General features: G+C 70.0%; 19 protein-coding genes and 1 pseudogene. 15 read left to right on the top strand and 5 right to left on the bottom strand.

The genetic code is table 11. From position 1 onward, the window contains the following. The first annotated feature begins 47 nt into the window (after positions 1-47). A complete protein-coding gene (locus ACSVDD_RS10420) occupies positions 48-815 on the top strand; it encodes an ABC transporter ATP-binding protein (protein WP_448189277.1) in 768 nt (255 codons plus the stop codon). A 50-nt stretch (positions 816-865) separates the two neighbouring features. On the opposite strand, the gene ACSVDD_RS10415 is transcribed toward ACSVDD_RS10420, so the two are convergent. Then, a complete protein-coding gene (locus ACSVDD_RS10415; protein WP_448189276.1) occupies positions 866-1,078 on the bottom strand; it encodes a hypothetical protein in 213 nt (70 codons plus the stop codon). On the opposite strand from ACSVDD_RS10415, the gene ACSVDD_RS10410 reads away from it, so the two are divergent. From ACSVDD_RS10410 to ACSVDD_RS10395, 4 genes are all read left to right on the top strand, one after another. Next, positions 1,071-1,886: an ABC transporter permease gene (locus ACSVDD_RS10410; RefSeq protein ID WP_448189275.1), complete on the top strand. Its 816-nt coding sequence runs from the start codon at positions 1,071-1,073 to the stop codon at positions 1,884-1,886. The two genes, ACSVDD_RS10415 and ACSVDD_RS10410, sit on opposite strands and share 8 nt — an antisense overlap. Positions 1,887-1,966: 80 nt before the next feature. Continuing rightward, complete coding sequence (gene lpxD, locus ACSVDD_RS10405) at positions 1,967-3,043, top strand: UDP-3-O-(3-hydroxymyristoyl)glucosamine N-acyltransferase (RefSeq protein ID WP_448189274.1); 1,077 nt, start codon at positions 1,967-1,969, stop codon at positions 3,041-3,043. 31 nt (positions 3,044-3,074) lie between these two features. Then, complete coding sequence (locus ACSVDD_RS10400) at positions 3,075-3,332, top strand: acyl carrier protein (protein WP_448189273.1); 258 nt, start codon at positions 3,075-3,077, stop codon at positions 3,330-3,332. Between the two features lie 4 nt (positions 3,333-3,336). Next, complete coding sequence (locus ACSVDD_RS10395) at positions 3,337-4,542, top strand: beta-ketoacyl-[acyl-carrier-protein] synthase family protein (protein ID WP_448189272.1); 1,206 nt, start codon at positions 3,337-3,339, stop codon at positions 4,540-4,542. A gap of 34 nt (positions 4,543-4,576) precedes the next feature. Here the strand turns inward: ACSVDD_RS10395 and ACSVDD_RS10390 are convergent. Beyond that, positions 4,577-5,125: pseudogene (locus ACSVDD_RS10390) on the bottom strand (Crp/Fnr family transcriptional regulator); the annotation flags it as partial. Between the two features lie 280 nt (positions 5,126-5,405). Between ACSVDD_RS10390 and ACSVDD_RS10385 the strand changes: the two are divergent. From ACSVDD_RS10385 to ACSVDD_RS10350, 8 genes are all read left to right on the top strand, one after another. Beyond that, positions 5,406-7,670 carry a GumC family protein gene (locus ACSVDD_RS10385; protein WP_448189271.1) on the top strand — a complete coding sequence of 755 codons (2,265 nt, stop codon included), beginning with the start codon at positions 5,406-5,408 and terminating at the stop codon, positions 7,668-7,670. Positions 7,671-7,919: 249 nt separating this feature from the next. Further along, positions 7,920-9,362 carry a flippase gene (locus tag ACSVDD_RS10380; RefSeq protein ID WP_448189270.1) on the top strand — a complete coding sequence of 481 codons (1,443 nt, stop codon included), beginning with the start codon at positions 7,920-7,922 and terminating at the stop codon, positions 9,360-9,362. A gap of 278 nt (positions 9,363-9,640) precedes the next feature. Continuing rightward, entirely contained in the window at positions 9,641-10,996 is a 1,356-nt protein-coding gene (locus tag ACSVDD_RS10375; RefSeq protein ID WP_448189269.1) for a nucleotide sugar dehydrogenase, read from the top strand. An 8-nt stretch (positions 10,997-11,004) separates the two neighbouring features. Continuing rightward, a complete protein-coding gene (locus ACSVDD_RS10370; protein ID WP_448189268.1) occupies positions 11,005-11,997 on the top strand; it encodes an NAD-dependent epimerase/dehydratase family protein in 993 nt (330 codons plus the stop codon). Positions 11,998-12,008: 11 nt separating this feature from the next. Next, positions 12,009-12,965, top strand: a complete 957-nt coding sequence (locus ACSVDD_RS10365; RefSeq protein ID WP_448189267.1) for a GDP-L-fucose synthase family protein — start codon at positions 12,009-12,011, stop codon at positions 12,963-12,965. Between the two features lie 4 nt (positions 12,966-12,969). Continuing rightward, entirely contained in the window at positions 12,970-14,226 is a 1,257-nt protein-coding gene (locus ACSVDD_RS10360; RefSeq protein ID WP_448189266.1) for a glycosyltransferase family 4 protein, read from the top strand. Then, a complete protein-coding gene (locus ACSVDD_RS10355; protein ID WP_448189265.1) occupies positions 14,223-15,428 on the top strand; it encodes a glycosyltransferase in 1,206 nt (401 codons plus the stop codon). The genes ACSVDD_RS10360 and ACSVDD_RS10355 overlap by 4 nt, the downstream gene beginning before the upstream one ends. A gap of 5 nt (positions 15,429-15,433) precedes the next feature. Beyond that, positions 15,434-16,597 (top strand): glycosyltransferase family 4 protein, encoded by a 1,164-nt coding sequence (locus tag ACSVDD_RS10350; RefSeq protein WP_448189264.1) that lies wholly within the window; start codon positions 15,434-15,436, stop codon positions 16,595-16,597. A 9-nt stretch (positions 16,598-16,606) separates the two neighbouring features. On the opposite strand, the gene ACSVDD_RS10345 is transcribed toward ACSVDD_RS10350, so the two are convergent. The 3 genes from ACSVDD_RS10345 to ACSVDD_RS10335 form a co-directional block, all read right to left on the bottom strand. Beyond that, on the bottom strand, positions 16,607-17,725 hold the full coding sequence (locus ACSVDD_RS10345) for a tetratricopeptide repeat protein (protein ID WP_448189263.1): 1,119 nt from the start codon (positions 17,723-17,725) through the stop codon (positions 16,607-16,609). Beyond that, positions 17,722-18,846, bottom strand: coding sequence for a glycosyltransferase (locus tag ACSVDD_RS10340; protein ID WP_448189262.1), 1,125 nt, complete (start codon positions 18,844-18,846; stop codon positions 17,722-17,724). Before ACSVDD_RS10340 ends, ACSVDD_RS10345 begins: the two co-directional genes overlap by 4 nt. 110 nt (positions 18,847-18,956) lie before the next feature. Further along, positions 18,957-20,894 (bottom strand): right-handed parallel beta-helix repeat-containing protein, encoded by a 1,938-nt coding sequence (locus ACSVDD_RS10335; protein WP_448189261.1) that lies wholly within the window; start codon positions 20,892-20,894, stop codon positions 18,957-18,959. Positions 20,895-21,108: 214 nt separating this feature from the next. Here ACSVDD_RS10335 and ACSVDD_RS10330 point away from each other — a divergent pair, with 214 nt between their 5' ends. Continuing rightward, positions 21,109-22,464, top strand: coding sequence for a hypothetical protein (locus ACSVDD_RS10330; protein ID WP_448189260.1), 1,356 nt, complete (start codon positions 21,109-21,111; stop codon positions 22,462-22,464). A 10-nt stretch (positions 22,465-22,474) separates the two neighbouring features. Further along, entirely contained in the window at positions 22,475-23,380 is a 906-nt protein-coding gene (locus ACSVDD_RS10325; RefSeq protein ID WP_448189259.1) for a glycosyltransferase, read from the top strand. The last annotated feature ends 7 nt before the right edge of the window (positions 23,381-23,387 follow it).

Raw genomic sequence — 23,387 nt, 5'->3', positions numbered from 1 at the left:
GGGCGGCGGCTTGGTGATTCCGCTGCGAGCAGCCATATTCTTCGCCCATGAGCCATCCCCCCAGCAAGGCCGCGATTAAGGCAGAGCGGCTGACCAAGCGTTTTGGCGAGGTCACCGCCGTCGATTCCGTGTCGTTCACCGTGGCCGAGGGCTCGGTGACCGGGCTGCTGGGCGGCAACGGCGCCGGCAAGACGACGACCATCTCCATGCTGCTGGGCCTGCTGCTGCCGACCTCCGGCACGGTGGAGGTGCTGGGCGCGGACATGGCGCGGCACCGGCACGCGGCGCTGCCGCGCATGAACTTCTCTTCGCCCTATGTCGAGTTGCCGCACCGGCTGACCGTGCGCGAGAACCTGACGGTGTACGGCCACCTCTACGGCTTGTCCGGCGTGCGCGCCCGCGTCGGGGAGCTTGCGGAGCAGCTGGACCTGACGAAGTTCCTCGACCGCCCGTCCGGCAGCCTGTCGGCCGGCCAGAAGACCCGCGTGGCGCTGGCCAAGTCCCTGTTGAACCGGCCTGAGCTGCTGTTGCTCGACGAGCCGACGGCGTCGCTCGACCCGGACACGGCGGACTGGATCCGCACGTACCTGGAGCGCTACCGGAACGAGTCCGGGGCCACGATCCTGCTGGCCTCGCACAACATGCTGGAGGTGGAGCGGCTGTGCGACGAGGTGCTGATGCTGCGCCAGGGGAGCATCGTCGACCACGGCTCGCCCTCGACGCTGCGCGCCCGCTACGGCCGCGGCTCGCTGGAGGAGGTCTTCCTGGACATCGCGCGGGACCGCAAGCCGGAGTCGGTGGAGGCGGCGGAGTGAAGAATATGACGACACGATGCACAATCGAAGCCGAGACGTTGCGGCAGCAATCACTGGCGCTTACCGGTGATCCGGCCGAACTCCATATCCTGGACTGGATCGAAGATCTGTCCGACACGGGTGGCTGGTCCGCCATCACGCCTTTCAACCGTCATCCCCGCGCAGGCGGGGATCCAGGCTTTGAGGTGGCGCACCTGAGTCGGCTGGATCCCCGCCTTCGCGGGGATGATGAAAAAAAGTAGCGCCGGCTTCAGTATGACCATGACCGAAACCTTCGACCTCTCCCCCCGGCGCGTCGGCGCCATGGTGCTGCGCTACTGGTACCTGCTGCGCGGGTCGTGGCCGCGGTTCCTGGAGCTGGCCTACTGGCCCACCATGCAGATGATCCTGTGGGGCTACATCAACCAGTTCATGGCGCAGAACAGCAGTTGGGTGGCGCAGGGGGCCGGCGTGCTGATCAGCGGCGTGCTGCTGTGGGACGTGCTGTTCCGCGGGCAGCTCGGCGTGTCGGTGTCGTTCCTGGAGGAGATGTGGTCGCGCAACCTCGGCCACCTGTTCGTCAGCCCGCTGCGGCCGGTGGAGTGGGTCACCGCGCTGATGGTCATGAGCCTGATCCGCACCATCATCGGCGTCGTGCCGGCGGCGCTGCTGGCAGTGCCGTTCTTCGGCTATTCGGTGTTCGGCATGGGAGCGCCGCTGGCGCTGTTCTTCGCCAATCTGATCCTGCTGGGCTGGGCGCTCGGGCTGTTCACCGCGGCGCTGATCCTGCGCTATGGCATGGGGGCGGAGGGGCTGGCGTGGATCCTGGTGTTCATGCTGGCGCCGGTCAGCGCTGTCTACTACCCGGTCTCGGTGCTGCCGGGGTGGCTGCAGGGGGTGGCGCTGGCGCTGCCCTCCACGCACGTGTTCGAGGGCATGCGGGCGCTGGTCTTCCAGAACGTCCTGCGCTGGGACCATATGGCCTGGGCGCTGGGGCTGAACGCCGTGTACATGGCGCTGTGCGCCGCCAGCTTCCTGTGGTCCTTCCGTCAGGCCCGCGTGCGCGGCGCGCTGTTGCAGACCGGGGAATGAGGGCGGATAGCCCGACTTTTCGTCCATCGGCGATTCATGCTAGGATCACGCCCCATTTCCCCTGCACAAGCTCCCCGCCCATGAAGCTCGCCGAGATCGCCGCCGCCCTGGACGCCCGTGTCGAGGGCGACGGCTCCATCGAGATCGCCCGCGCCGTCCACCCGTCCGAGGCCGAAGGGCCGGGCGATCTGGCGCTCGCCATGGACAAGGAGCTGCTGGCCCTGCTGCCCGGCACCAAAGCCCGCGCCGCCGTGCTGGCCGAGGGCACCCCGGTGCCGGACACCCTGGCCGGCGCCATTCTGGTCAAGCGCCCGCGCTACGCCATGGCCGGCCTGATGGACGTGTTCGAGAAGCCCGTGCACGCTGAGCCGGGAATCCACCCCCAGGCCTTCGTGGCGCCGGACGCCGAGCTGGGCGAGGGCGTGTCGGTCGGCCCGTTCGCCTACGTTGGTCCCAAGGCGGTGCTGGGCGCCGGCTGCATCGTCATGCCGCACGCCACCATCGGTGCCGAGGCCGTCATCGGCAAGGACTGCCTGTTCCACCCCGGCGCGCGCGTCGGCGAGCGGGTGGTGATGGGCGAGCGCTGCATCATCCACCCCAACGCCGCGGTCGGCAACGACGGCTTCAGCTTCGTGACGCCCGAGCCGGGCAGCGTCGAGTCCGCCAAGACCACCGGCAAGGTCACCGGCACCAACGTGCTGATCCGCCGCGTCAACTCCATCGGCACGGTGATCCTCGGCGACGACGTGGAGATCGGCGCCGGCGCCACCATCGACCGCGGCACGGTCACGGCGACGCGCATCGGCAGCGGCAGCAAGATCGACAACCTCGTGCAGATCGGCCACAACACGGTGGTCGGCACCAACTGCATGCTGTGCGGCCATGTCGGCGTCGCCGGCAGCGTCACCATCGGCGACCGCGTCGTGCTGGCCGGCAAGGTCGGCGTCGCCGACCACAAGACCATCGGCAGCGACTCCGTGGTCGCCGCCAGTTCCGGCGTCGGGCGCGACATCCCGCCGAAGACCGTGTGGATGGGCTATCCCGCCATGCCGCGCGCCGAGGCGTTCGAGCAGATGAAGAACCTCGGCCGGCTCAAGCGCTTCTTTGCCGACGTGGTAGACCTAAAGAATCGTATCAAGGCACTGGAATCGCGCTAACCTTTTCGGCTGCACAGCGGGAGACCGACGCATGCCGACCATCGCTGAGGACGTCCTCCAGATCATCGCCGAGAAGGGTCAGGTGGACCGCGCGCGACTGACCCCCGACGCCAGCCTCGCCGACCTCGCCATCGCGTCGCTGGATGTGATCGAGATCGTTTTCGCGCTGGAGGACCGCTTCGACATCGCGATCCCCTTCAACGCCAACGACGCCCGCCAGGAGTTCGCCACCGTCGGCGACCTCGTCCGCGCCGTCGAGACGGTGGTGGGCACGAGCCGGGCGGCCTGAGCCCATGCGGCGCGTCGTCGTCACCGGCCTGGGCGTGGCGTCGCCCATCGGTGTGAGCGTGCCGGCCTTTCAGGACGCGCTGTTCGCCGGACGCAGCGGCATCGGCCCGCTGACCGGCATGCCGGATCTGCCGCTGTCGGTGAAAGTCGCCGCGCAGGTGCGCGACTTCGACCCGGCGGCGCACTTCGACGCCAAGCGGTTGAGCCTGCTCGACCGCACCAGCCAGTTGGCGCTGGTGGCGGCGCGCGAGGCGGTGGGCATGGCCGGACTGTCCTTCGACGGTGGGTTGGCCGAGCGCACGGCGGTGGTGCTCGGCATCGGGGTCGGCGGCATGGGCACGCTGGACGACAGCTTCCACCGGCTCTATGGCGAGCGGGCCACCCGCCTGCACCCGCTGACCATCCCGCGCCTGATGTTCAGCGCGCCGGCCGCGCATGTCTCCATGGAGTTCGGCCTGACCGGCCCCACCTTCACCGCGTCGAGCGCCTGCGCCTCGTCCGGGCACGCGCTGGGCATGGCGCTGATGCTGCTGCGCGCCGGCATGGCCGACGTGGTGGTCAGCGGCGGCACCGAGGCCAGCCTGACCTTCGGCGCGCTGAAGGGATGGGAGGCCATGCGCGTCGTCAGCCCCGACACCTGCCGGCCGTTCTCGAAGGACCGCAGCGGCATGGTGCTGGGCGAGGGCGCCGCCGTGCTGATCCTGGAAACCGCCGAGCACGCCCACGCCCGCGGTGCGGAGGTACTGGCCGAACTGGCCGGCGTCGGCATGAGCGCCGACGCCCGCGACATCACCGCGCCCGACCCGGAGGGCGCGGCGCGCGCCATGCGCCTTGCGCTGGCGGACGCGCGGCTGGACGCCGACGATGTGGACTACGTCAACGCCCACGGCACCGCCACGGCGGCCAACGACGTGTCGGAGGCGCAGGCGCTCCATGCGGTGTTCGGGCCTGGGGCGGCGCGGCTGCCGGTGTCGTCGTCCAAGTCGATGTTCGGCCACGCGCTTGGCGCCGCAGGGGCGCTGGAGGCGGTGGCGACGGTGCTGGCGCTGAAGCACGGCGTCGCCCCGCCGACCGCCAACTTCACCGAGCCGGACCCGGCCTGCCCGGTGGACGCGGTGCCGAACGAAGCGCGCGCGTTGCCGATGCGGGTGGCGTTGTCCAACTCGTTTGCGTTCGGCGGGCTGAACGCGGTGCTGGCGTTCCGGCGATAGGGGCGCTATACACCGCCATCCCCTCCAGCCCCTTCACGTCGCGCACCACCACGCGCCCGCGCGCCAGTTCGACCAATCCGCGCCGCTCGAACTCCTTGAGCTGCCGGCTCACCACCTCGCGCGCGGTGCCCAGTTCCACCGCCAGCGCCTGGTGGGTGGTGTCCAGCCCGCCGGCGGCGTCGCGATGGTCCACTAGGAAGCGCGCCAAGCGCAGGTCGATGCGGCCGAAGGCGACCTCCTCCACCAGCGTCATCATCCCCGTCAGCCGGCTGCCGAACGAGGCGAAGACGAAGTCGCGGAACACCGCCGAACGCGCCAGCAACGCGTTGAACGGCTGCGCGCCCAGGGCCACCGCGTCGATGTCCGTCTCGGCCAGCCCTTCCGCGCTGTAGCCCGTGCGGGTCATCAGGCAGGCGGTGGTGAGGATACAGGTCTCGCCGCGCGCCACCCGGTACAGCACGATCTCGCGGCCCGATTCGGACACCATCTGCACCCGCACCGAGCCATCGAGCATCATCAGATAGCTCTGGCACAAGGCGCCGGCCTGGAACAGCACGGTGCCGCGCGGCACGTGGGCGCGCATGCCGTCCGCCGTCAGCACCGCCAACGCCTCGGGCTCCAGCCGCGCCAGATCCGGGAACGCGTCGATCCAGTCCGTGCCGGTCAGCGCCATGCCGCCCTCCCCCTCGAAAAAGTCGCGCACATTATCAGCAAGTGGCGCGCATGGGTCCATACCGCTGGCGTCACTGTATCCGAAGGGTCACCCACTTGGCGCCACCGTTCGCCGGATGCACCGCGGCGTGCGTGAAACGGGGCGCGCCCCGGCGCGTTCTTGGCCCGTGCAGTACGGAGGAGGACCGGCTTTGGCGACGCAGGAGATCCAGGAATACCCCGCACGGCGCCCCGGCGGACAGGTGAGCTTCAACATCTCCAGCGCCGCGGTCAACGCGGTGCGGCGCACCGCCGGCATGCTGTGGCGTCACAAGCTGATGATCGGCGTCACCACGCTGCTGGGGACCGGGGCGGCGGTGGGCATCGCCTTGCAGATGACGCCGCTCTACACCGCCGAGACGCTGGTGATGCTGGAGCACCGCAAGACTTCGGTGGTGAAGTTCGAGGAGGTGCTGGGCGGCCTCGGCGCCGACATGAGCGTGATGCAGAGCGAGGTGGCGGTGCTGAAATCGCCGACCTTCGCCGAGAAGGTGGTGGACAAGCTGGGGCTGGTGAACGACCCGGAGTTCAACGCCGATCTGCAACCGCCGCCCAGCCCGCTGCTGCTGGCCCTGAACCCGCGCAACTGGATTCCCGACTCCTGGTGGGCGTCGCTGCACGGCGACCAGCCGGTGATCGAGCTGACCGAGGAGGAGAAGGCGAAGAACCGCCGGACCTCGGTGGTCAACGCCGTCATCGACAATCTGAGCGTCCGGCCGCAGGGGCGCTCCTACGTGCTGTCCGTCAGCTTCGACAGCGAGGACCCGCGCAAGGCGGCGACCATCGCCAACACCATCGCCCAGATGTACCTCGTCGATCAGTTGGACGAGAAGTTCAAGGCCACCAAGCGCGCCACGCTGTGGCTGGAGGAGCGCATCGCCGAGATGCGCAAGGAAGCCCGCGAGGCCGGCGACGCCGCCGAGGCGTTCCGCGCCAAAACCGGCCTGACCGCGTCGGGCGACGCCCGCACCATCAACACCCAGCAGTTGGCCGAGCTGAACACCAACTACGTCCTCGCCCGCACCCAGCGCGAGGCCGCCGAGGCCAAGCAGCGCGAGGTGCAGGCCCTGGCGCAGAACCAGCGCAGCGTCGGCACCATCGGCGACGTGCTGGGCAACGCCCTGATCCAGTCGCTGCGCCGGCAGGAGGTCGAGATGCAGCGCCAGATGGCCGACGCCACGCAGCGCTACGGCTCCAAGCACCCGGCCATGCTGACCTTGCAGAGCCAGTTGCGCGACCTTCAGATGCAGATGCGCTCGGAAGTGGACAAGATCGTCCAGGGCCTCGGCAACGAGGTCGAGATGGCGCGCGGACGCGAGCGGTCGCTGAAGGCCAGCCTGGACGAGTTGCAGGGCAAGGTGGACGAGCAGACGAAGTCCTCGGTGGCGCTGCGCACCCTGGAGCGCGACGCCGACACCTCGCAGACCATGTACGAGACGCTGCTGACCCGCTTCCAGGAGATCACCTCGCAGAACGACATCCAGCAGCCGGACGGGCGCGTCGTCTCACAGGCGGCGATCCCGCTGCTGCCGACGCATCCCAACAAGAAGCTCATCGCCATCCTGGCCGTCATCGCATCGGGGGCCATTGGCGTTCTGCTGGCCATGCTGGTCGAGTATTTCGAGCGCGGCTTCCGCAGCCCGCACCAGTTCGAACGGGCGACCGGCGTGCGCGGGCTGGGCATCGTGCCGACCATCGGCCGCTGGGGCCGCCTGGGGCGCAGCCCGGCCGATTATGCCGTCGACAAGCCGCTGTCGTCCTTCACCGAGGCGTTGCAGAGCCTGCGCACCACGTTGCTGCTCGCCAACCCCGATGGGCGGCAGCGGGTGCTGCTGTTCACCTCCTCCGTGCCGGACGAGGGCAAAAGCTCGATCGCCGGGGGCTTCGCGCGGATCTGCGCCAACGCCGGGCAGCGCGTGGTGATCGTCGACTGCGACATGCGGCGCAAGGGCCTGCACCGCATGCTGAGCCTGGACAACACGCGCGGCCTGTACGAGGTGCTGTCCGGGCAGGCCGAGGTGCAGGACGTCGTCCAGACCGACCCGCGCACCGGGCTGCACGTGATCTCCGCCGGGCATGGCTCGGCGCTGCCGCAGGACATGCTGGGCTCGGCGCGCATGCACCAGCTCATCTCGCACCTCGCGCTGGAGTACGACCGGGTCATCCTCGACTCGCCGCCGGTGCTGGCGGTGTCGGAGAGCAAGCTGCTGGCGGCCCTGGCCGACCAGACGGTGTTCATCGTTCGCTGGGGCAAGACCAAGCGCGAGACCGCCATGGCCGGCCTGAAGGAACTGGTCGAGGCCGGGGCGGACGTGGTCGGCGTGCTGTTCACCCAGGTCGATGCCCGCCGCCACGCCCAATACGAGTTCCCCGACAGCGGCCGGTATCACGGGTACCGGCGGTACTACGTGAATTGAAAAAAAGCCCTCTCCCGGCCGAGCCGGGAGAGGGAGGGGACCCATGCGCAGCATGGGGAGGGTGAGGGCGAGGGATTACCAAGGGTCCGTGAGTCCCCGGCCTGCCGGACAGCCCGTTGCCCCCACCCTAACCCTCCCCCGCTCTCAGCGGATCCAGAGGATCCGCCTGTCGCGTCAGCGCAAGCAAAGCTTGCGCGAGAGCCGGAGGCGGGGGAGGGAATCAGCGTCTCCACCACGCACGGGAGCCCCATGACCGCCGGCCGGCTGATCTTCCACAACATCCGGGCGCTTGCGCTCGCCAAGGTCTTGACGATGGCCTTCGGGCTGGTCGCCACCGCCTGGACCGCACGCACGTTGGGCCCCGAGCACTACGGCATCATCGGCTTCGGCACCGCGTTCATTGCCTATGCCGCGCTGTTCGTGAACCTTGGCCTGTCCACCTACGCGGTGCGCGAGATCGCCCGTGACCGGGACCGCGCACCGCTCATCGTCGACCACGTGCTGACCATGCGCGTGTTGCTGGCGGTGCTGGTCGGCGGCCTGTACGCGCTCCTCGTGCTGGCGCTCGACAAGCCGCCGCTGGTCAAGGCGGTGCTGTGGGTGCAGGTCATCCAACTGCTCGGTCAGGCGCTGATCATCGACTTCTATTACCAGGGCACCGAGCGGATGGGCGTCATCGCCACCCGCGAGGTGGGCAACGCGCTGGCCTCCATGCTGGCCGTGCTGGCGCTGGTGCGCAGCGCCGACGACGTGGTGATCGCCGCCGGCATCACCGCCGCCTCCGTCCTGTTCAACGCGGCGCTGGTGGTGGTGCGCTACGCCCGCGAGGTGCGGCCGCCACGCCCGCGCGTCGATCCGGCGGCGTGGCGCGTCATGCTGACCGCCGCCGCCCCGATGGCGGTCAGCGTCTTCGCCTGGGCGATCTTCGCGCACCTCGACACGGTGATGCTGGGCTTCATGGTCGATCAGACTCAGGTCGGCTGGTACACGGCGTCCTTCAAGGTGCTGGTGCTGGCATCCACCGGCGGCCACATCGTCATGAACGGCTTCCTGCCGCAGTTGGCCGCCGCCTACGGCGATCCCGAGCGGATGCGGGCGCGCATGCACGACTACGCCACCACCATGCTGCTGGTGGGGGCGCTCGCTTCGGCGGCCGGGCTAACGCTGGCGCCGGAGATCCTGATGATGTTCTTCGGCGAGCCCTACGCGCCGGCGGTCACCACGCTGCGCCTGCTGATGGCGTCGCTGGGCGTCATCTACCTGAACATGGTGTTGGGCAACCCGCTGCTGGTCTGGCACCGGCAGACCGGCTACATGACCGCCATCCTGACCGGCGGCGCGGTCAACGCGGCGCTCAACCTCTACGCCATCCCGCGCTGGGGGATGGAAGGCTCGGCCGCTGCCACCCTGGCGTCGGAGCTGGTGTGCACCGCCGGGATGGCGTGGCTGCACCGCCGCGCGGTGGGGCAGCTCTATCTGGGCATCGCCGCGCGGGCGGCGGCCTGCGCGCTGGTCGCCGTCGCCGCCTGGGTGCTGCTGGAGCGCCTGGCTCCGCTGGCCATACCGCGCCACCCCATGGCGGTGCTGGTGCTGGGCGGGCTGTGCATGGCGCTGGTCTATGCGCTGACGGTGCCGTTCAGCGGTCTGGTGACGCTGTCGCGCCTGCGTCGCCTCGTCGGCGCCGCCGCGTAAGGATGACCCTGACGGGATGAGCAAGCCGCGCGGACGGATGATCTCCGCGCCACCCCGTCTCATCCACAAGTAGCTCTTCAGAATTTCACTTGGTATCCGCTCGCGCACAAGTTAACTGCACCATCATTGATCCTTCTCTTCTCTTTCGCATTATTTGGGCACCATTAGAATCACGGGAACAATCCCGAACACGACGCGTTGGAAAACGGGCCTGTTTGGGGCGACGCTCGGGCGACGCCTTTCAGATGTGGCGGCAATTTAGGCAGGACCACGGACGAATGCTTCCCAACTCCTTTTCCGACCGAAACGTCTGCGTGCTGGGCTTGGGCTACGTCGGCATGACGCTGGCGGTGGCGATGGCCGACGCGGGGTTCCAGGTGCACGGCGTGGAGATCCGCGAGGACATCCTGGCCAAGCTCGCGAAGGCCAAGCCGCATTTCCACGAGCCCGGATTGGCCGAGCGCCTGCGCCACGTGCTCCAGCGCGGCCGGCTGAGCTTCGGCCGCACGCCGGACTGCGACCGCCGGCACAGCGTCTACATCGTCACCGTGGGCACGCCCCTCGACAAGGCGGGGCGCGTGCGCACCGACATGATCGAGGCGGCGACCCGGCAGGTGACGGAATGCTTGCGCGACGGCGACATGGTCATCCTGCGCTCGACCGTGAAGCTGGGCACCACGCGCACGGTGGTGAAGCCGATCCTCGACGCGTCGGGCAAGCGCTTCGACATCGCCTACTGCCCCGAGCGCACGCTGGAGGGCCAGGCGCTGATCGAGCTGAACCAGCTGCCGCAGATCGTCGGGGCGGAGAGCATGGAGGTGGCGGCGCGGGCCTCGCAGATCTTCGGCTACCTGACGCCGACCACCGTGAAGGTCTCGACGCTGGAGACGGCGGAGCTGATCAAGCTGGTGGACAACACCTACCGCGACGTCACCTTCGCCTTCTCCAATGAAATCGCACGGCTGTGCAACGCACTGGAGATCAGCGCGGTGGAGGTGGTGCGGGCCGGCAAGCTGGGCTACCCGCGCACCAACCTGCCGCTGCCCGGCCCGGTCGGCGGCCCGTGCCTGGAGAAGGACCCGCACATCCTCATCGAGGGCGCGCGCGAGGCCGGGGTCGAGATGGGCATCACCGCCGCCGGCCGCCATGTCAACGAGTGCCAGCCGGTCGAGGTGGCGGGCTTCCTGCAAGACCTCGCGCGGTCCATGCAGGGCTTCCCGACCGAACCGACGATCAGCCTGATGGGCCTCGCCTTCAAGGGCCGGCCGGCGACCGACGATCTGCGCGGCACCATGGCGAAGCCGGTGTTCGACGAGCTGCGCGCCCGCTTCCCCACCGCGCACTGGCGCGGCTTCGACGCGGTGGTGGCGCCCGAGGAGATCCGCGCCTTCGGCCTGGAGCCGGCGGAGAGCATGGAGGGCGCCGTGCGCGGCGCCAACATGGCGGTGATCCTCAACAACCACCCGGTCTTCACCTCCATGCCGCTGCCCGATCTGGCGAGCCGCATGGACCGTCCGGGATTCATCTACGACTTCTGGAACAACTTCAACAGCCGCGAAGTCGACCTTCCCGAAGGCACCGCGTACATCGCGCTGGGCAGCCACGGGGCGGCGCGCTTCGCGCACGCGGGGTGAGAAGAACCATGGCGCATTTCTTCGTCACCGGCGGCAGCGGCTTCATCGGCGCCGCGCTGGTCCGCCGCCTGCTGGGCGACGGGCACCGCGTGCGCGTGCTCGACGACAACTCGCGCGGCCACCTCAGCCGGCTGGCCGGCGTCATCGATCATGTGGAGTTCATCGGCGGCGACATCCGCGACGCCGACACCGTGCGCACGGCGGTGCGCGGCGTGGACAGCGTGCTGCATTTGGCCGCCGTCAACGGCACCCGGCACTTCTACGAGAAGCCGGAGGTGGTGCTGGACGTCGGCGTACGCGGCATGCTGAACGTGCTGGACGCCTGCCGGGCCGAGGGAGTGGGCAACCTCGTCCTCGCCTCGTCGTCCGAGGCGTACCAGACGCCGCCCATTGTGCCGACGCCGGAGGACGTGCCGCTGGTGGTGCCGGACGTGCTGAACCCCCGCTACTCCTACGGCGGCTCCAAGCTGATTTCCGAGCTGCTGGCGGTGAACTGGGGCCGCACCGGCTTCGACCGGGTGGCGATCTTCCGGCCGCACAACGTCTACGGCCCCGACATGGGCTGGGAGCACGTGGTGCCAGAATTCGTTCGCCGCGCCGTGGCGGTGCTGGCGTCAAGCGCGCCGCACGGGCCGGTGAGCTTCCCGATCCAGGGCGACGGCCGCCAGACACGCGCCTTCGTGCACATCGACGACGCGGTCGAGGCCATCGTCACCGTGGTCGGCAAGGGCGAGCACCTGGGCATCTATCACATCGGCACGCCTGAGGAAGTCAGCGTCGCCGACCTCGCCCGGCGGGTGGTGGCCTGCTTCGGCCGCGAGGCGGAGATCGTCGCCGGCCCGCCCGCCCCCGGCGGCACCGGCCGGCGCTGCCCGGACATCGGGCGGCTGATGCGGCTGGGCTGGCAGCCGCGCATCCCGTTGGCGGACGGCTTGCCGGGGGTGGTGGACTGGTACGCCGCCCACATCGCCGGCGACGCGTCGCAGCGCGCCGCGGAATAGGAGCGATGACCATGCACCAGGACAGCCGCATCTTCGTTGCCGGGCACCGCGGGCTGGTGGGATCGGCGATCCTCCGGCGCCTTGCGGCGGAGGGGCACACCAACCTCGTGTTCCGCACGCGCGACCAGCTCGATCTGGCCGACCAGGCGTCGGTGCGCGCCTTCTTCGACCGCGAGGGGATCGAGGTCGTCTTCCTTGCCGCCGCCAAGGTGGGCGGCATCCTCGCCAACGAGCGCCAGGGCGGCGACTTCATCCGCGACAATCTGCTGATTCAGACCAACGTCATCGACGCGGCGTGGCGGGCGGGGGTCGCCAAGCTGCTGTTCCTCGGCTCGTCCTGCATCTACCCGCGCCTGGCCGAGCAGCCCATGCGCGAGGACTCCCTGCTGACCGGCGCGCTGGAGCCGACCAACAAGCCCTACGCCGTCGCCAAGATCGCCGGCATCACCATGTGTCAGGCCTTCCGCCGGCAGTTCGGCTTCAACGCGATCTGTGCGCAGCCCGCCAACCTCTACGGCCCCGGCGACCATTTCGAGCCGGAATCCTCGCACGTACTGCCCGGCCTGATCCGCCGCTTCCACGACGCCAAGGTGGCCGGCGCGCCCAGCGTCACGCTGTGGGGCACCGGCACGCCGCGGCGCGAGTTCCTGTACGTGGACGACATGGCCGAGGCCTGCGTCCACCTCATGCGCACCTACGACGCGCCCGACATCATCAACGTCGGCACCGGCGAGGACATCGCCATCCGCGATCTGGCCGAACTGGTGCGCGACACCGTCGGCTATCGCGGGGTGATCGAGCAGGATCTCTCCAAGCCCGACGGCCACCCGCGCAAAGTGGTGGACGTGACGCGGCTGGCCGCCACCGGATGGCGGGCGAAGACGGGCCTTGCCGAGGGGGTGCGGCGCACCTACGCGTGGTTCCTCGAAAACGGCGCCGCCCGGTCCGCCGCGGCTGCGGCGGAGTGAGGCGATGCCGGACGATGCCCTGATCCACAGACACCCGACCGTCGAGGCGGCGGAAGTTCCCCCGGCGGTGCTGCTGGTCGCCATGAGCTATTGGCCGGAGCCGGCCGGCAGCGCGCCGATGATGACCGACTTGGCGACGGCGTTCGCCGCGGCCGGGGCGGCGACCACGGTGCTGACCGCGCGCCCCAACTACCCCGGCCAGCGGGTCTATCCCGACTACACGGACGGCCAGCGCGACAGCGAGGTGGCGGACGGCGTGCGCGTCGAGCGCTTCCTGACCATCCCGCCCAGCGGCGGCGGCATGCGCGCCCGTTTCCTGCACGAGGGCGTGCTGCACACCGGCTTCATGGCGGCGCGCGGCAGCGGGCGGGTGCGTCCGTATACCGCCGTTCTGTCGCTGTGCCCGTCGATCTTCAGCGTCGCGGTCGCCGACCGCTTCCGGGCGCCCGGTGGGCGGCACGTCGCCATCGTGCACGACATCCAGTCCGGCTTGGCCGGCGCCCTCGGCCTCGGCGGCGGGCTGGCGGTGAAGGCGTTGCGCGCGGTGGAACGGCTGGCGCTGAACCGGGCCGACGCGGTGGTCGTGCTGTCCGAGCCGATGCGCGAGGTGCTGCGCGGCCTGGGCGTCACCGTGCCCATCGCGGTGATCCCGCCGCACGTGGACACCGACCTGATCCACCCCCTGCCCCGCCGGCCCGACCGCCCGCCGACCGTGCTCTACAGCGGCGCCTTCGCCCGCAAACAGGGGCTGGAGGTGGTGCTGGAGATGGCGGCGATCCTGCGCAGCCGCGTTCCCGCGGCTCAGGTGGTGCTGCGCGGCCAGGGTGGCATCGAGGCGGAGCTGCGCGAGCGCGCGGAGCGCATGGACCTGCCCAACGTGGTCTTCGAGCCCCTGGCGCCCAAGCACCGGCTGAACGAGGGCCTCGCCGAGGGCGACGTGCATCTGGTGCCGCAACGCGCGGAGGGCGCGGCCTTCGCCATGCCCGGCAAGGCGGTGACCATCATGGCCGCCGGCCGGCCGTTCGTCTGCACCTGCGAGACGGGTTCGGCGCTGGAACGCCTGGGCGCCGAGGTCGGCGCCTTCCGCTGCGTGCCGCCCGGCGACGCCGAGGCGATGGCGGACGCCGTGACGCTGCTGCTCGACAACCCAGCGGTGTGCGCCGTCATGGGCCGCCGCGGCCGCGCCTGGGCCGAGGACAACGCGTCCCGCCCGGTGGTGCTGGCCCGCTACGCGCGGCTGCTGCGCGGGGAGGAAGAATGATGGCCGATGCAAAGAAGCCCGCCCTGGTCTTCTCCTGGGAGATGTTCGGCCCCTACCACATGGACCGGCTGGAGGCGGTGGGCCGGCGCCTGGGCGACCGGTTCGACGTGGTCGGGCTGGAGATCGGTTCCAGGAGCCACACCTACGCCTGGGAACCCACCGGGCAGGGGCGGCACTTCCGCAAGCTCACGCTGTTCCCCGGCCGCTCCAAGGACCAGATCGCGTGGCCGCGCGTCTACGCCGCCTTGCTGCGCGCCTGCGCGACGATCCGTCCGCATACGGCCTTTTTGTGCAACTACGAGGACCCGGACATCTTCGCGCTGGCGGTGACGCTGCGCGCGGCGGGCCGGCGGCTGGTCGCCATGCAGGCGTCCAAGTTCGACGACAAGCCGCGCTTCCTCGCCCGCGAGCTGGGCAAGGCGCTGTTCTACGCGCCCTATCAGGCCGGGCTCGCCGGCAGCCACCGCACCCGCGACTATCTGCGCCTGCTGGGCATCCCGGCGGAGCGGATCTTCCTCGGCTACGACACGCTGTCGCTGGACCGCATCCGGGGCTTGGCGGGCACGCCGCCGGCACCGGACGGCACGCCGTGGGCCGAGCGCCACTTCACCATCATCGCCCGCTTCGTGCCCAAGAAGAACCTGTTCCGCGCCATCGAAGCCTACGACCTGTACCGCACGCTCGCAGGGAACGAGGCGCGCCCGCTGCACCTCTGCGGCTCCGGCCCGCTGGAATTGGAGCTGCGCGCCGAGGTCGAGCGGCGCGGATTGCGCGACCGGGTGATCTTCCGCGGCTTCCTTCAGGAAAGGGGCATCGCCGAGGCGTTGGGCACCACGCTGGCGTTGCTGCTGCCCTCCACCGAGGAGCAGTTCGGGCTGGTGGTCAACGAGGCGCTGGCCATGGGCCTGCCGGTGGTGCTGTCCGACGTGTGCGGCGCCCGCGACATCCTAGTGCGTCAGGGCGTCAACGGCCATGTCGTCGAGCCCGACAACCCGGAGGGCTTCGCCCGCGCCATGCTGATTCTCAGCCGCGACGAAGCGGAATGGCGGCGCCTCAGCCTCGCCACGCGGGCATTCCAGCCGATTGCCGATGCCGACCATTTCGCCGACGCCGTCGAGAAGGCGCTGCGCAGCCTGGACGCCCTGCCGCAGGCGTCGTCCCTGCCGGCCGACCGGATCGCGGCGCGGCAGAGCGAGGGGTGAACCGCATGCAGCCGTCCGCAACGCCTTGGATCGCCAAGCCCTGGATTGTGGTTGCCGGCCGTCTGCCGCCGCCCATCGACGGCATGGCCCGCGTCACCACGCTGGTGCTTGAACGGCTGCGCCAGCACGGGCCGGTGCATGTCGCCAACCTGTCGCCCGGCCACAACGGCCGCGGGCCGCTGTACCATGCGGTGAAGGCCAGCCTCGTGCTGTGGGCGGCGCTGCTGCTGTGGGCCGGCGCCATGCGGGATGACAAGCGGCTGTACATGCCGGCCGACGCCGGGCTGGGCTGCTGGTACACGATCTTCCTGCTCGGCGTGGCGCGGCTGCTGGGTTATTCGACGTTCGTGCACCATCACTCCTTCGCCTACCTGACGCGGCGCACCGCGCGCATGAGGCTGCTGACCCGCATCGCCGGGCCGGAGTGCCGGCACATCCTGCTGTGCCCGGCCATGCTGACGCGCTTCCAGCGGCTGTACCCCTGCGCAAGGCGGGGGGTCGTCCTGCCCAACGCCATTTTCAGCACACCGGCCGCGGAGCCCGCCCCGTTGCGCCGCAGCCATGGCGCGCTGCGCCTCGGGCATCTGTCCAACCTGTGCGCGGACAAGGGGCTGGACACGCTGTTCTCGCTGCTGCGCGCCCTGCTGGACGAGGGCGTCGCCGCCAAACTGGTGTTGGCCGGGCCGGGACTGGGCCGCATGGACGAGGCCATGATCGCCGCCGGCCTGTACGAGTTCGGCGACGCGGTGGAGTATCTCGGCCCCATCGACGGGGCGGACAAGGAGGCGTTCTACCGCGCCATCGACGTCTTCGCCTTCCCGACCCGCTACCGCAACGAGGCGCAGCCGCTGGTCGTCTTCGAGGCGCTGGCGGCCGGCGTGCCGGCGCTGTCCTTCGCCCGCGGCTGCATCGCCGGGGACCTGGGCGCGGCCGGACGCGCCGTGCCGGTGGGCGAGGACTTCGTGCAGGCGACGCTGCCGACGCTGCGCGCCTGGGCCGCCGACCGCGCGGCGCTGCACCGCGCCGCCGAAGCCGCACTCGCCCGCGCCCGCGCCGCCCACGAGCAGAGCCGCGAGGGGCTGGAGCGCGTCGTGGCGATGCTGATCGGCCCGCTCCCCAAACCCGAGCCGGCGGAGGAAGGGGCGCCGGTGACGCCGCGCCCGCTGTAGGCCGGACGCTCAGGACCCGTCGGGCAGCATCGACGGGGGAAAGCGCCGACGCGCGGCCGCCATGACCTGCATGGCCTGGAGGGCCTTGCCCGAAGCCAGGAGGATGCTGGCCTGCGTGTCGAAGTACCGGGGCTCGAGGTCGTCCACCTCGATGGCCCGATCCAGGGACGCAAGAGCCTCGGGCACGGCGCCGAGCCGCCATTCGCTCTCGGCAAGCAGGTGCAGGGTAGGCGCATGGTACGGATTGATGCGCAAGACGGCCTCGCAGGCGCGCCGCGCCTCGTCCCAGCGCCCGTCCCGATGGGCGGCGAGGGCTTCGGCGGCATGGGCCTCCAGTTCGGGAACGAGCGTCCGGTCCGTCACCCACCCGATGTTCCGCCGTTCGAACTCACGCGTGTGATGGTCGTGAAGCACGGCTTCGGCGGACGCGGTGCAGTACGTCGTGAAGCGCCCGGAGGCAGCCCCGGCGTAGTTCTCGCTCAACTCGTCGAAGACAAGCCGGTCTTCACCCGAACCGTCCGGGAAGGCCGCCATGGACCACAGGTGCAGCATCCTGTGGCACACCGTCTTGTCGATCATCAGAGTGCTGGGTTGGACAAAGCCGCCGAAGTTCGCGGCGTTGATCCCCTGCCCCGGACCGACCGAGTCCCACTCGTCCCGGCAAATCGGCCAGAGCGTGGCCGGGTCGACGATCCAGCGGTACGAAAAGGCCCATTGCTTTCCGGCGATGGCCTGACACAGCGTCGCCAGATGGTCGCCGGCAAACCAATCATTGTCGTCGAGATAGGCGACGAGGGGCGCGTTGGCCGCGTGGCTCAGAATGGTGCGAAGCGCGCCGCCGTAGAAGTTCGAATAAAGGCCGCCATGCCGCCGGGAGGTGGAGTACCCCAGATCCAGGATCGTCAACATGATGTGCGGCGGGCACTCGTCCCGCAGAGTGTCGATGATCGCCGGATCGCCGAGCGGCACGTCGATGCCGATCAGCAGGTGGATGCGCCCGGAAAAGTTCTGGCAGAACACGGAGCGCACCGCCCGCAGAAGCGACGGGCGCAGGATGGTCGGGATGACGACGGCGACCTCGGCGGGAGCCTGATCGGCGTTGGTGGACATCGGCTGCTGAATCGTCATGCCACGGCTTCCCCGAGCCCGGTCTCTGCGGCCAGGCGCAGAAGCCAGTCGGCCCAGCGCTCGGGACCGTTGCACGCGGCGTAGCAGACGGCCTCGAAGTACGCGGCGGTCGCCAGAGGCGTGAAATGCTGGACCAGAGTCTCGATGGCGGCGGCCACCGCCTCCGGCTCATCGCCTTCGTAGGCGACGCGGCCTCCGCCCTTGGACTGTTCCAGAAGGGCCGGAGTGTCGGGAATGACGACCGGCATGCCGGACGCGACCGCCTCGGCCACCAGCCCGCTGTGCATCCGGTCGTACTCCCTCCGGTCATAGGGAAGGAGCAGGGCGTCGCATTTTTCCAGGAGATCCTGCCAGTCCGGCGTCTGCGTCCGCAGCACACACACGTTGGGCAGCGCTTCCAGTTCCTTGAGGATCGCCGCGGACTCGGAGCCGCTGTCGTGGACGAGCCAGCGGACATTGGCCCGCGTTCGGCGGACCACCTCCGGCAGCCGGTGGATTCCCTTCGACGGCCGCTGGTGGCCGAGCACGCCCACCACCACCGGATCGGCACCGCCGCGACGGCGGATGCGGCCCTCGTGGGTGTTGGGCGCGGTCAGGAACGGGCGGCCCACCACCTGGGCGTAGTCGGCGGCCATCATGTCCGCCGTGGCGGCGAAGGCGACGCGCGCATCCGGCGGCAGGCGGCGGCAGGCGAAGCGCCAGAACACGTTCTCCGGCTGCACGCACGGCAGCCCGGCCGTGAAGACGGTGAGCAGAGGCGACGGCCAGGATCGCAAGGCGTCGGCCATGGCAAGGATGTGCGACGGCCGGGTGGTCGGCCAGACCAGGATGTCACCGGGCGCAGGGGCCAGCCGGCAGAGTTCCGCCGCGATCAGGGTGGCGCCATCCAGCATCGTTTCCAGCGGCCAGCACAAGGGGTCGGTGCTCGTCACCTCGTAGGTGCCGAGCGAGAACAGCGGCTCCGCACCCATCGCCGCGGTGACGTCGGGGGTGAGCTGGCGATGCCCAAGCACCCGCACGGCCTGACCGCGCCCGCGCAACGCCTTGCTCAGGGCGCAGACCGTGTTGGTATGGTGGCCGCTGAAGGTCCGGATGCCGGGATCGAGGAAGAATACGGTCACTCCGGTGTCTCCAACCCTGAAAAGGGAGCGTGTGGCGGACATCATCTTAGCCGCCAGAGGGTCCCGTCAAGATTGACGGCGAAGCCCCTTTTCCGCCGCTCTCTCCGCGCCTACCGCCCCGGATAGCCGCCTGGGCCGATGCGCGACCAGGGCAAATCCTCGATGCCCAGTTCGCGCGCCTGGCTGTCCGGGCGCAAGCGGAAATCGTCGGCGCCCGGATCGACGAAGTACGGGTTGGCCAGCCGCGGCCCCTGCTGGGTGCGCGAGGCGACGGGGGCGCGCAGCGCGCTGCCGCTGCCGGGGCGATCGATGACGTTGGCGCTCAGCACCGGCTGGCCGCCGGTGTGGGTCTCGATGATGTCCTTCACCGGGGCGCGCAGGTGGATGATGTTCTGCGTGATGGTGTTGTCGCGCAGGAAGCCGGCGATGCCGGCCTTGGGCACCCACTCCAGGCGCAGGAACTTGTCGTTCGGGCGGGTCAGCACGACGATGTTGTTCTCCACCCGGTTGTTGTCGCCGCCGTGGATGAAGACCGCCGCCCAGCCTGTGTCCATCAGGAAGTTGCCCTCCACCAGCACGCCGTTGGTCAGGTCGTCCAGATAGATGCCGAAGCCCTTGTAGCGCTCCAGCCAGCGCCCGGCCGCGTCGGTGGCGAGGCCGCCGGTCTCGCGCACCTCGTTGTAGCGGATGATCGTGCGGGTGTCGGCGTCGCTGCGGCCCAGAGTCTCGATGGCGCCGGCGTCGGCGGTCTCGCGGGCGGTGTCGCGGATGCGGTTGTACTCGATGGTGTTGTCGGTGTTGACCGTCTCCGGGTTCCAGTTCTTCAGCGAGATGCCGTAGCGCGCCGCGCGGCGGATGTCGTTGTGGCCGATGATGGTGTTGCTGGCCCCGGCCAGGAACACCCCGGCGCTGAAGAACGCCACCTCGCCCACATCGTGGATGGTGTTGGCGACGATGCGGTTGCCGGTGCTGCCCGGCTTCACGTCGACGCCCGTGCGGCCGAGGTGTTCCATGAGGTTGCCGCGCACCTCGTTGTCCGACGTGCCGGACAGCTCCAGCGCCGTGCCGACGTTGGAAAAGCGGCCATTGAGGATGCGGTGCCGGCCGCCGCCGTCGATACGCACCGCCGGGCCGGTGTAGGGCGCGTCCTCGAACGCCAGCCCCTCCAGCGTCACCGCGAAGGTGCCGGCCAGCCGCACCAGCGGCGCCAGCCGCGCCACCAGCACCGCCGGGTCCTTGGCGAACGCCTCGGCGTCGGGGGGCAGCACCAGCAGATGCTTGTCCTTGGCGCGCCAGGCGAACTGGCCGGGGTGCTTGAGGAAATCCGGGTGGCCGAGCAGGCGGAAGGTGGCGCCGTCGCGCAGCGGGTACCACGCGTCGGCGTCCAGCGTCAGCGTGTTGCGGGCGGGGTCGATCCGCTCGATGCCGGCGATGTCGTCGGCCATGCGGTCGCGGTCCAGCGCCTGCACGCGCACGCCGGGCTGCGCCCATTTCGCATCCACCGTGCCGGGGGTGTAGCGGAAGCGCCGCTTGTCGCCGCCGCCCTTCACCGCCGTGGCGACGAACCAGCCCGAGCGGATCGGCTCGTCCGGCGTGTAGTTGCCGCTGCGCGCCGCCTGGAGGCGGCGGCCGGCCATGGTGACGTCCAGCCCCGGCTCCTTGCCGAGCGGTGCGGCGAAGACCCCGCCCGCGTCGGGCTTGAAGCCCTCGACCCGCTCGCCGCCGGACAGCACCGGCTGCTCGCCGGGGGAAGCCGCGATGCGCAGCCCTTCGTCCTCGGCGGCGAGGACCAGCGTCTGCTCCAGGCGGTAGTGGCCGCCGCGCACCAGGATGGTCTTCACCTTGGCGGCGCGTGCCGCCTCGACCGCGCGTTTCAGCGTGGCGAAGGGGCCGTCCTTGCCGTCCGGCGTCGGCGCCGCGGCACGCCCGGTCCAGCCGTCGTTGCCTGTGGGAGCGACGTAGAACGGCCCCTCCGCCGCCCGCGCCGGGAGCGCCCCCGAGACCGCGAACAGAATAATGATGAGAATCGCCGCAAGCCGCCGGATCATCGTCCCTCCCACCCGAGTCACCCGCGAAAACTGGCGGCCAATCGGTGGCAGGGCAAAGGCCCAAAGGTGGTGCCACCGACATTTCCGAACACGCGCATGCGGTGGGCCTCCACCGGAGGCAGCCCCGATGCGCCCCCGGCTCCAACGGACCCGGCCGGTCGAGTCGACGTTACACCCCCTCGGGCGCGGCGAGATGCAGGGGGCAGGACCGGATATGATCGAAACGGCGCTGATCGCACAGGCCGCGGTGTTCGCGCTGATCGCGGTCGTCTTCTTGATGAGCGGGTCGGCGTCGATGTTCCACCCGCTGACCTATTACCTGATCTTCCACGCCCTGGTGTTCGTCGCCCGGCCGGTTCTGGTCCACCTCTACGCCTTCGACAATGTCTGGCTGTTCATGGGGTTCTGGCCCAACGATCAGCAGTTCATCTTCACGCTGACCGTCAGCACGGTGGCGCTGGTCGCCTTCGCGATCGCCTGCGGCCTGACCGGCAACGTCCGGCCGCGCCTGGACCATCAGCCCAGACTGGAGTTCGACAAGGCCGACCTGCTGGCCTACGGGGTGACCCTGCTGCTGCTGACCCCGCTGGCGATCTATTCGGCGGTGATGCGGCAGGACGGCGCCAGCTTCGACTTCACCGGCGACGTGCAGATGGAGCGCGATCCCGTGACCGGGCAGCCGGTCTACGTCAACACCACCGGCTACATCGCCGAGGCGCACGCCGTGGGCCTGCCGCTGACGCTCGGGCTGATTTTCGTCAGCCGCTTCAACCCGGTGTCGTTCGTCCCGTTCCTCGGCTTCGTGCTGTACCGCGCCTATCTCGGCTGGGGGCGCTGGGCGATCATCATGGGAGTGATCTCGCTGGTGCTGCTGGTGCTCTACCGCACGCGGCACAAATGGTTCGCGTGGTGGCACGTGGCGGCCGGCGCGCCGGTGCTGGGGCTGTTCCATCTGCTGGGCGCCAACCGCGACTGGATGCGCGCGGTGCTGAGCGGCGAGGCAGCGCCGGTCATGGACGAGCCGGGGCGCAGCTTCGTCGACAGCCTCGCCAACCAGGACCTCGCCAACTTCGATTTCCTCAGCTTCATCCTGTGGGTGGTGCCGGGGCAGTCCAACACCTACACGTGGTTCAGCCAGTATCTGCAACTGCTGACCGAGCCGATCCCGCGCATGTTCTGGGCGGAAAAGCCGGTCGGCGCGCCGGTCAAGCTGGTCGAGCTGAACGACTTCGGCAACTTCTCCAACCTCACCGCGTCGCTGGCCGGCGACGGCTGGATGAGCGGCGGCTGGATCGGCATGATCCTCACCATGGTGGTGGTGGGCGTCGTGCTGGGCTTGGTGCACCGCTGGTTCTGGGAGAAGGGCTGCCGCAGCCCGCAGGGCGTGCTGTTCTTCTGCACCTTCGTGCCGCTGTCGCTGCAATGGTACCGCGACGGCGGCATCACGATCTTCAAGTTCGGCTTCTTCGCGCTGCTGCCGATCATCCTGTGGGTGCTGCTGGGCAAGCTGTTCCGCGCCTGGGCCGCCTTCGGCACCGGCGAGCAGCACCCCACCCCGCATCCGCGCTGAAAGGATACCCATGCCCGCAGCCCCCGTCGTTGCGACCATCGTCACGTTCAACCGTCTGGCGCTGTTGCGCGCCTGCGTCGAAGGCGTGCGCGCCCAGGAGCCGCGCCCCGAGCGCATCGTCGTAGTGGACAACGGCTCCACCGACGGCACCGCCGAGTGGCTGGCGGAGCAGCCCGACCTTGACGTGGTGCGCCAGAAAAACTGTGGCTCGGCTGGCGCCTACCACACCGCCTTCGCGCGGGCGATGGAATTGGGCCTGCCATGGATCTGGGCCATGGACGACGACGGCCGGGCCGAACCGGGCGCCCTGGCCGAACTGCTGCGCCAAGCCGACGCCCACCGCCTGGACATCGTCGGCGCGCTGGTGGTCGCCGCCCAGGGCCCGGACGAGCTGGCCTTCCGCATCGGCAGCATCACCCGCGTCGAGGATGCGGAGGCGGCGGAACAGGACGGCGTTCTGCACAACGAGGTGTGCCCGTTCAACGGCACGCTGATGCACCGCCGCGTCTTCGAGGCCATCGGCAACATCAAGCGCGAGATGTTCATCTGGGGCGACGAGTGGGAGTTCGGCCTGCGCGCGCGCCGCGCCGGCCTACGCATCGCCACCGCCGTGCACGCCCGCCACGTCCACCCGCGCTCCCGCAGCCAGCGCGTCAGCCTGTTCGGCGGCCGGCTCGGCTGGGTCGAGGAGATGCCGGAGGCGCGGGCACCCCACTATTTCCGCAACATGGGCTATATCCACGCCCGGTACGAGCGCCCGGCGGCAATCCCCCGCACGCTCGTCAAGTACGCGCTGTACCACGTGCTGATGCGGCGGGACGTGGCGGGCTTCGCGCGATTCGCCGGCTGCTACCTGTCCGGCCTGATCGACCGCTACCCGGCCGAACTCAGGGCGCCCCCCACTCCCCTGCCCTGACTCTGCG

This window comes from Azospirillum terrae (genome assembly GCF_053470425.1).
This window is presented reverse-complemented; position numbering and strand designations above follow the sequence as displayed.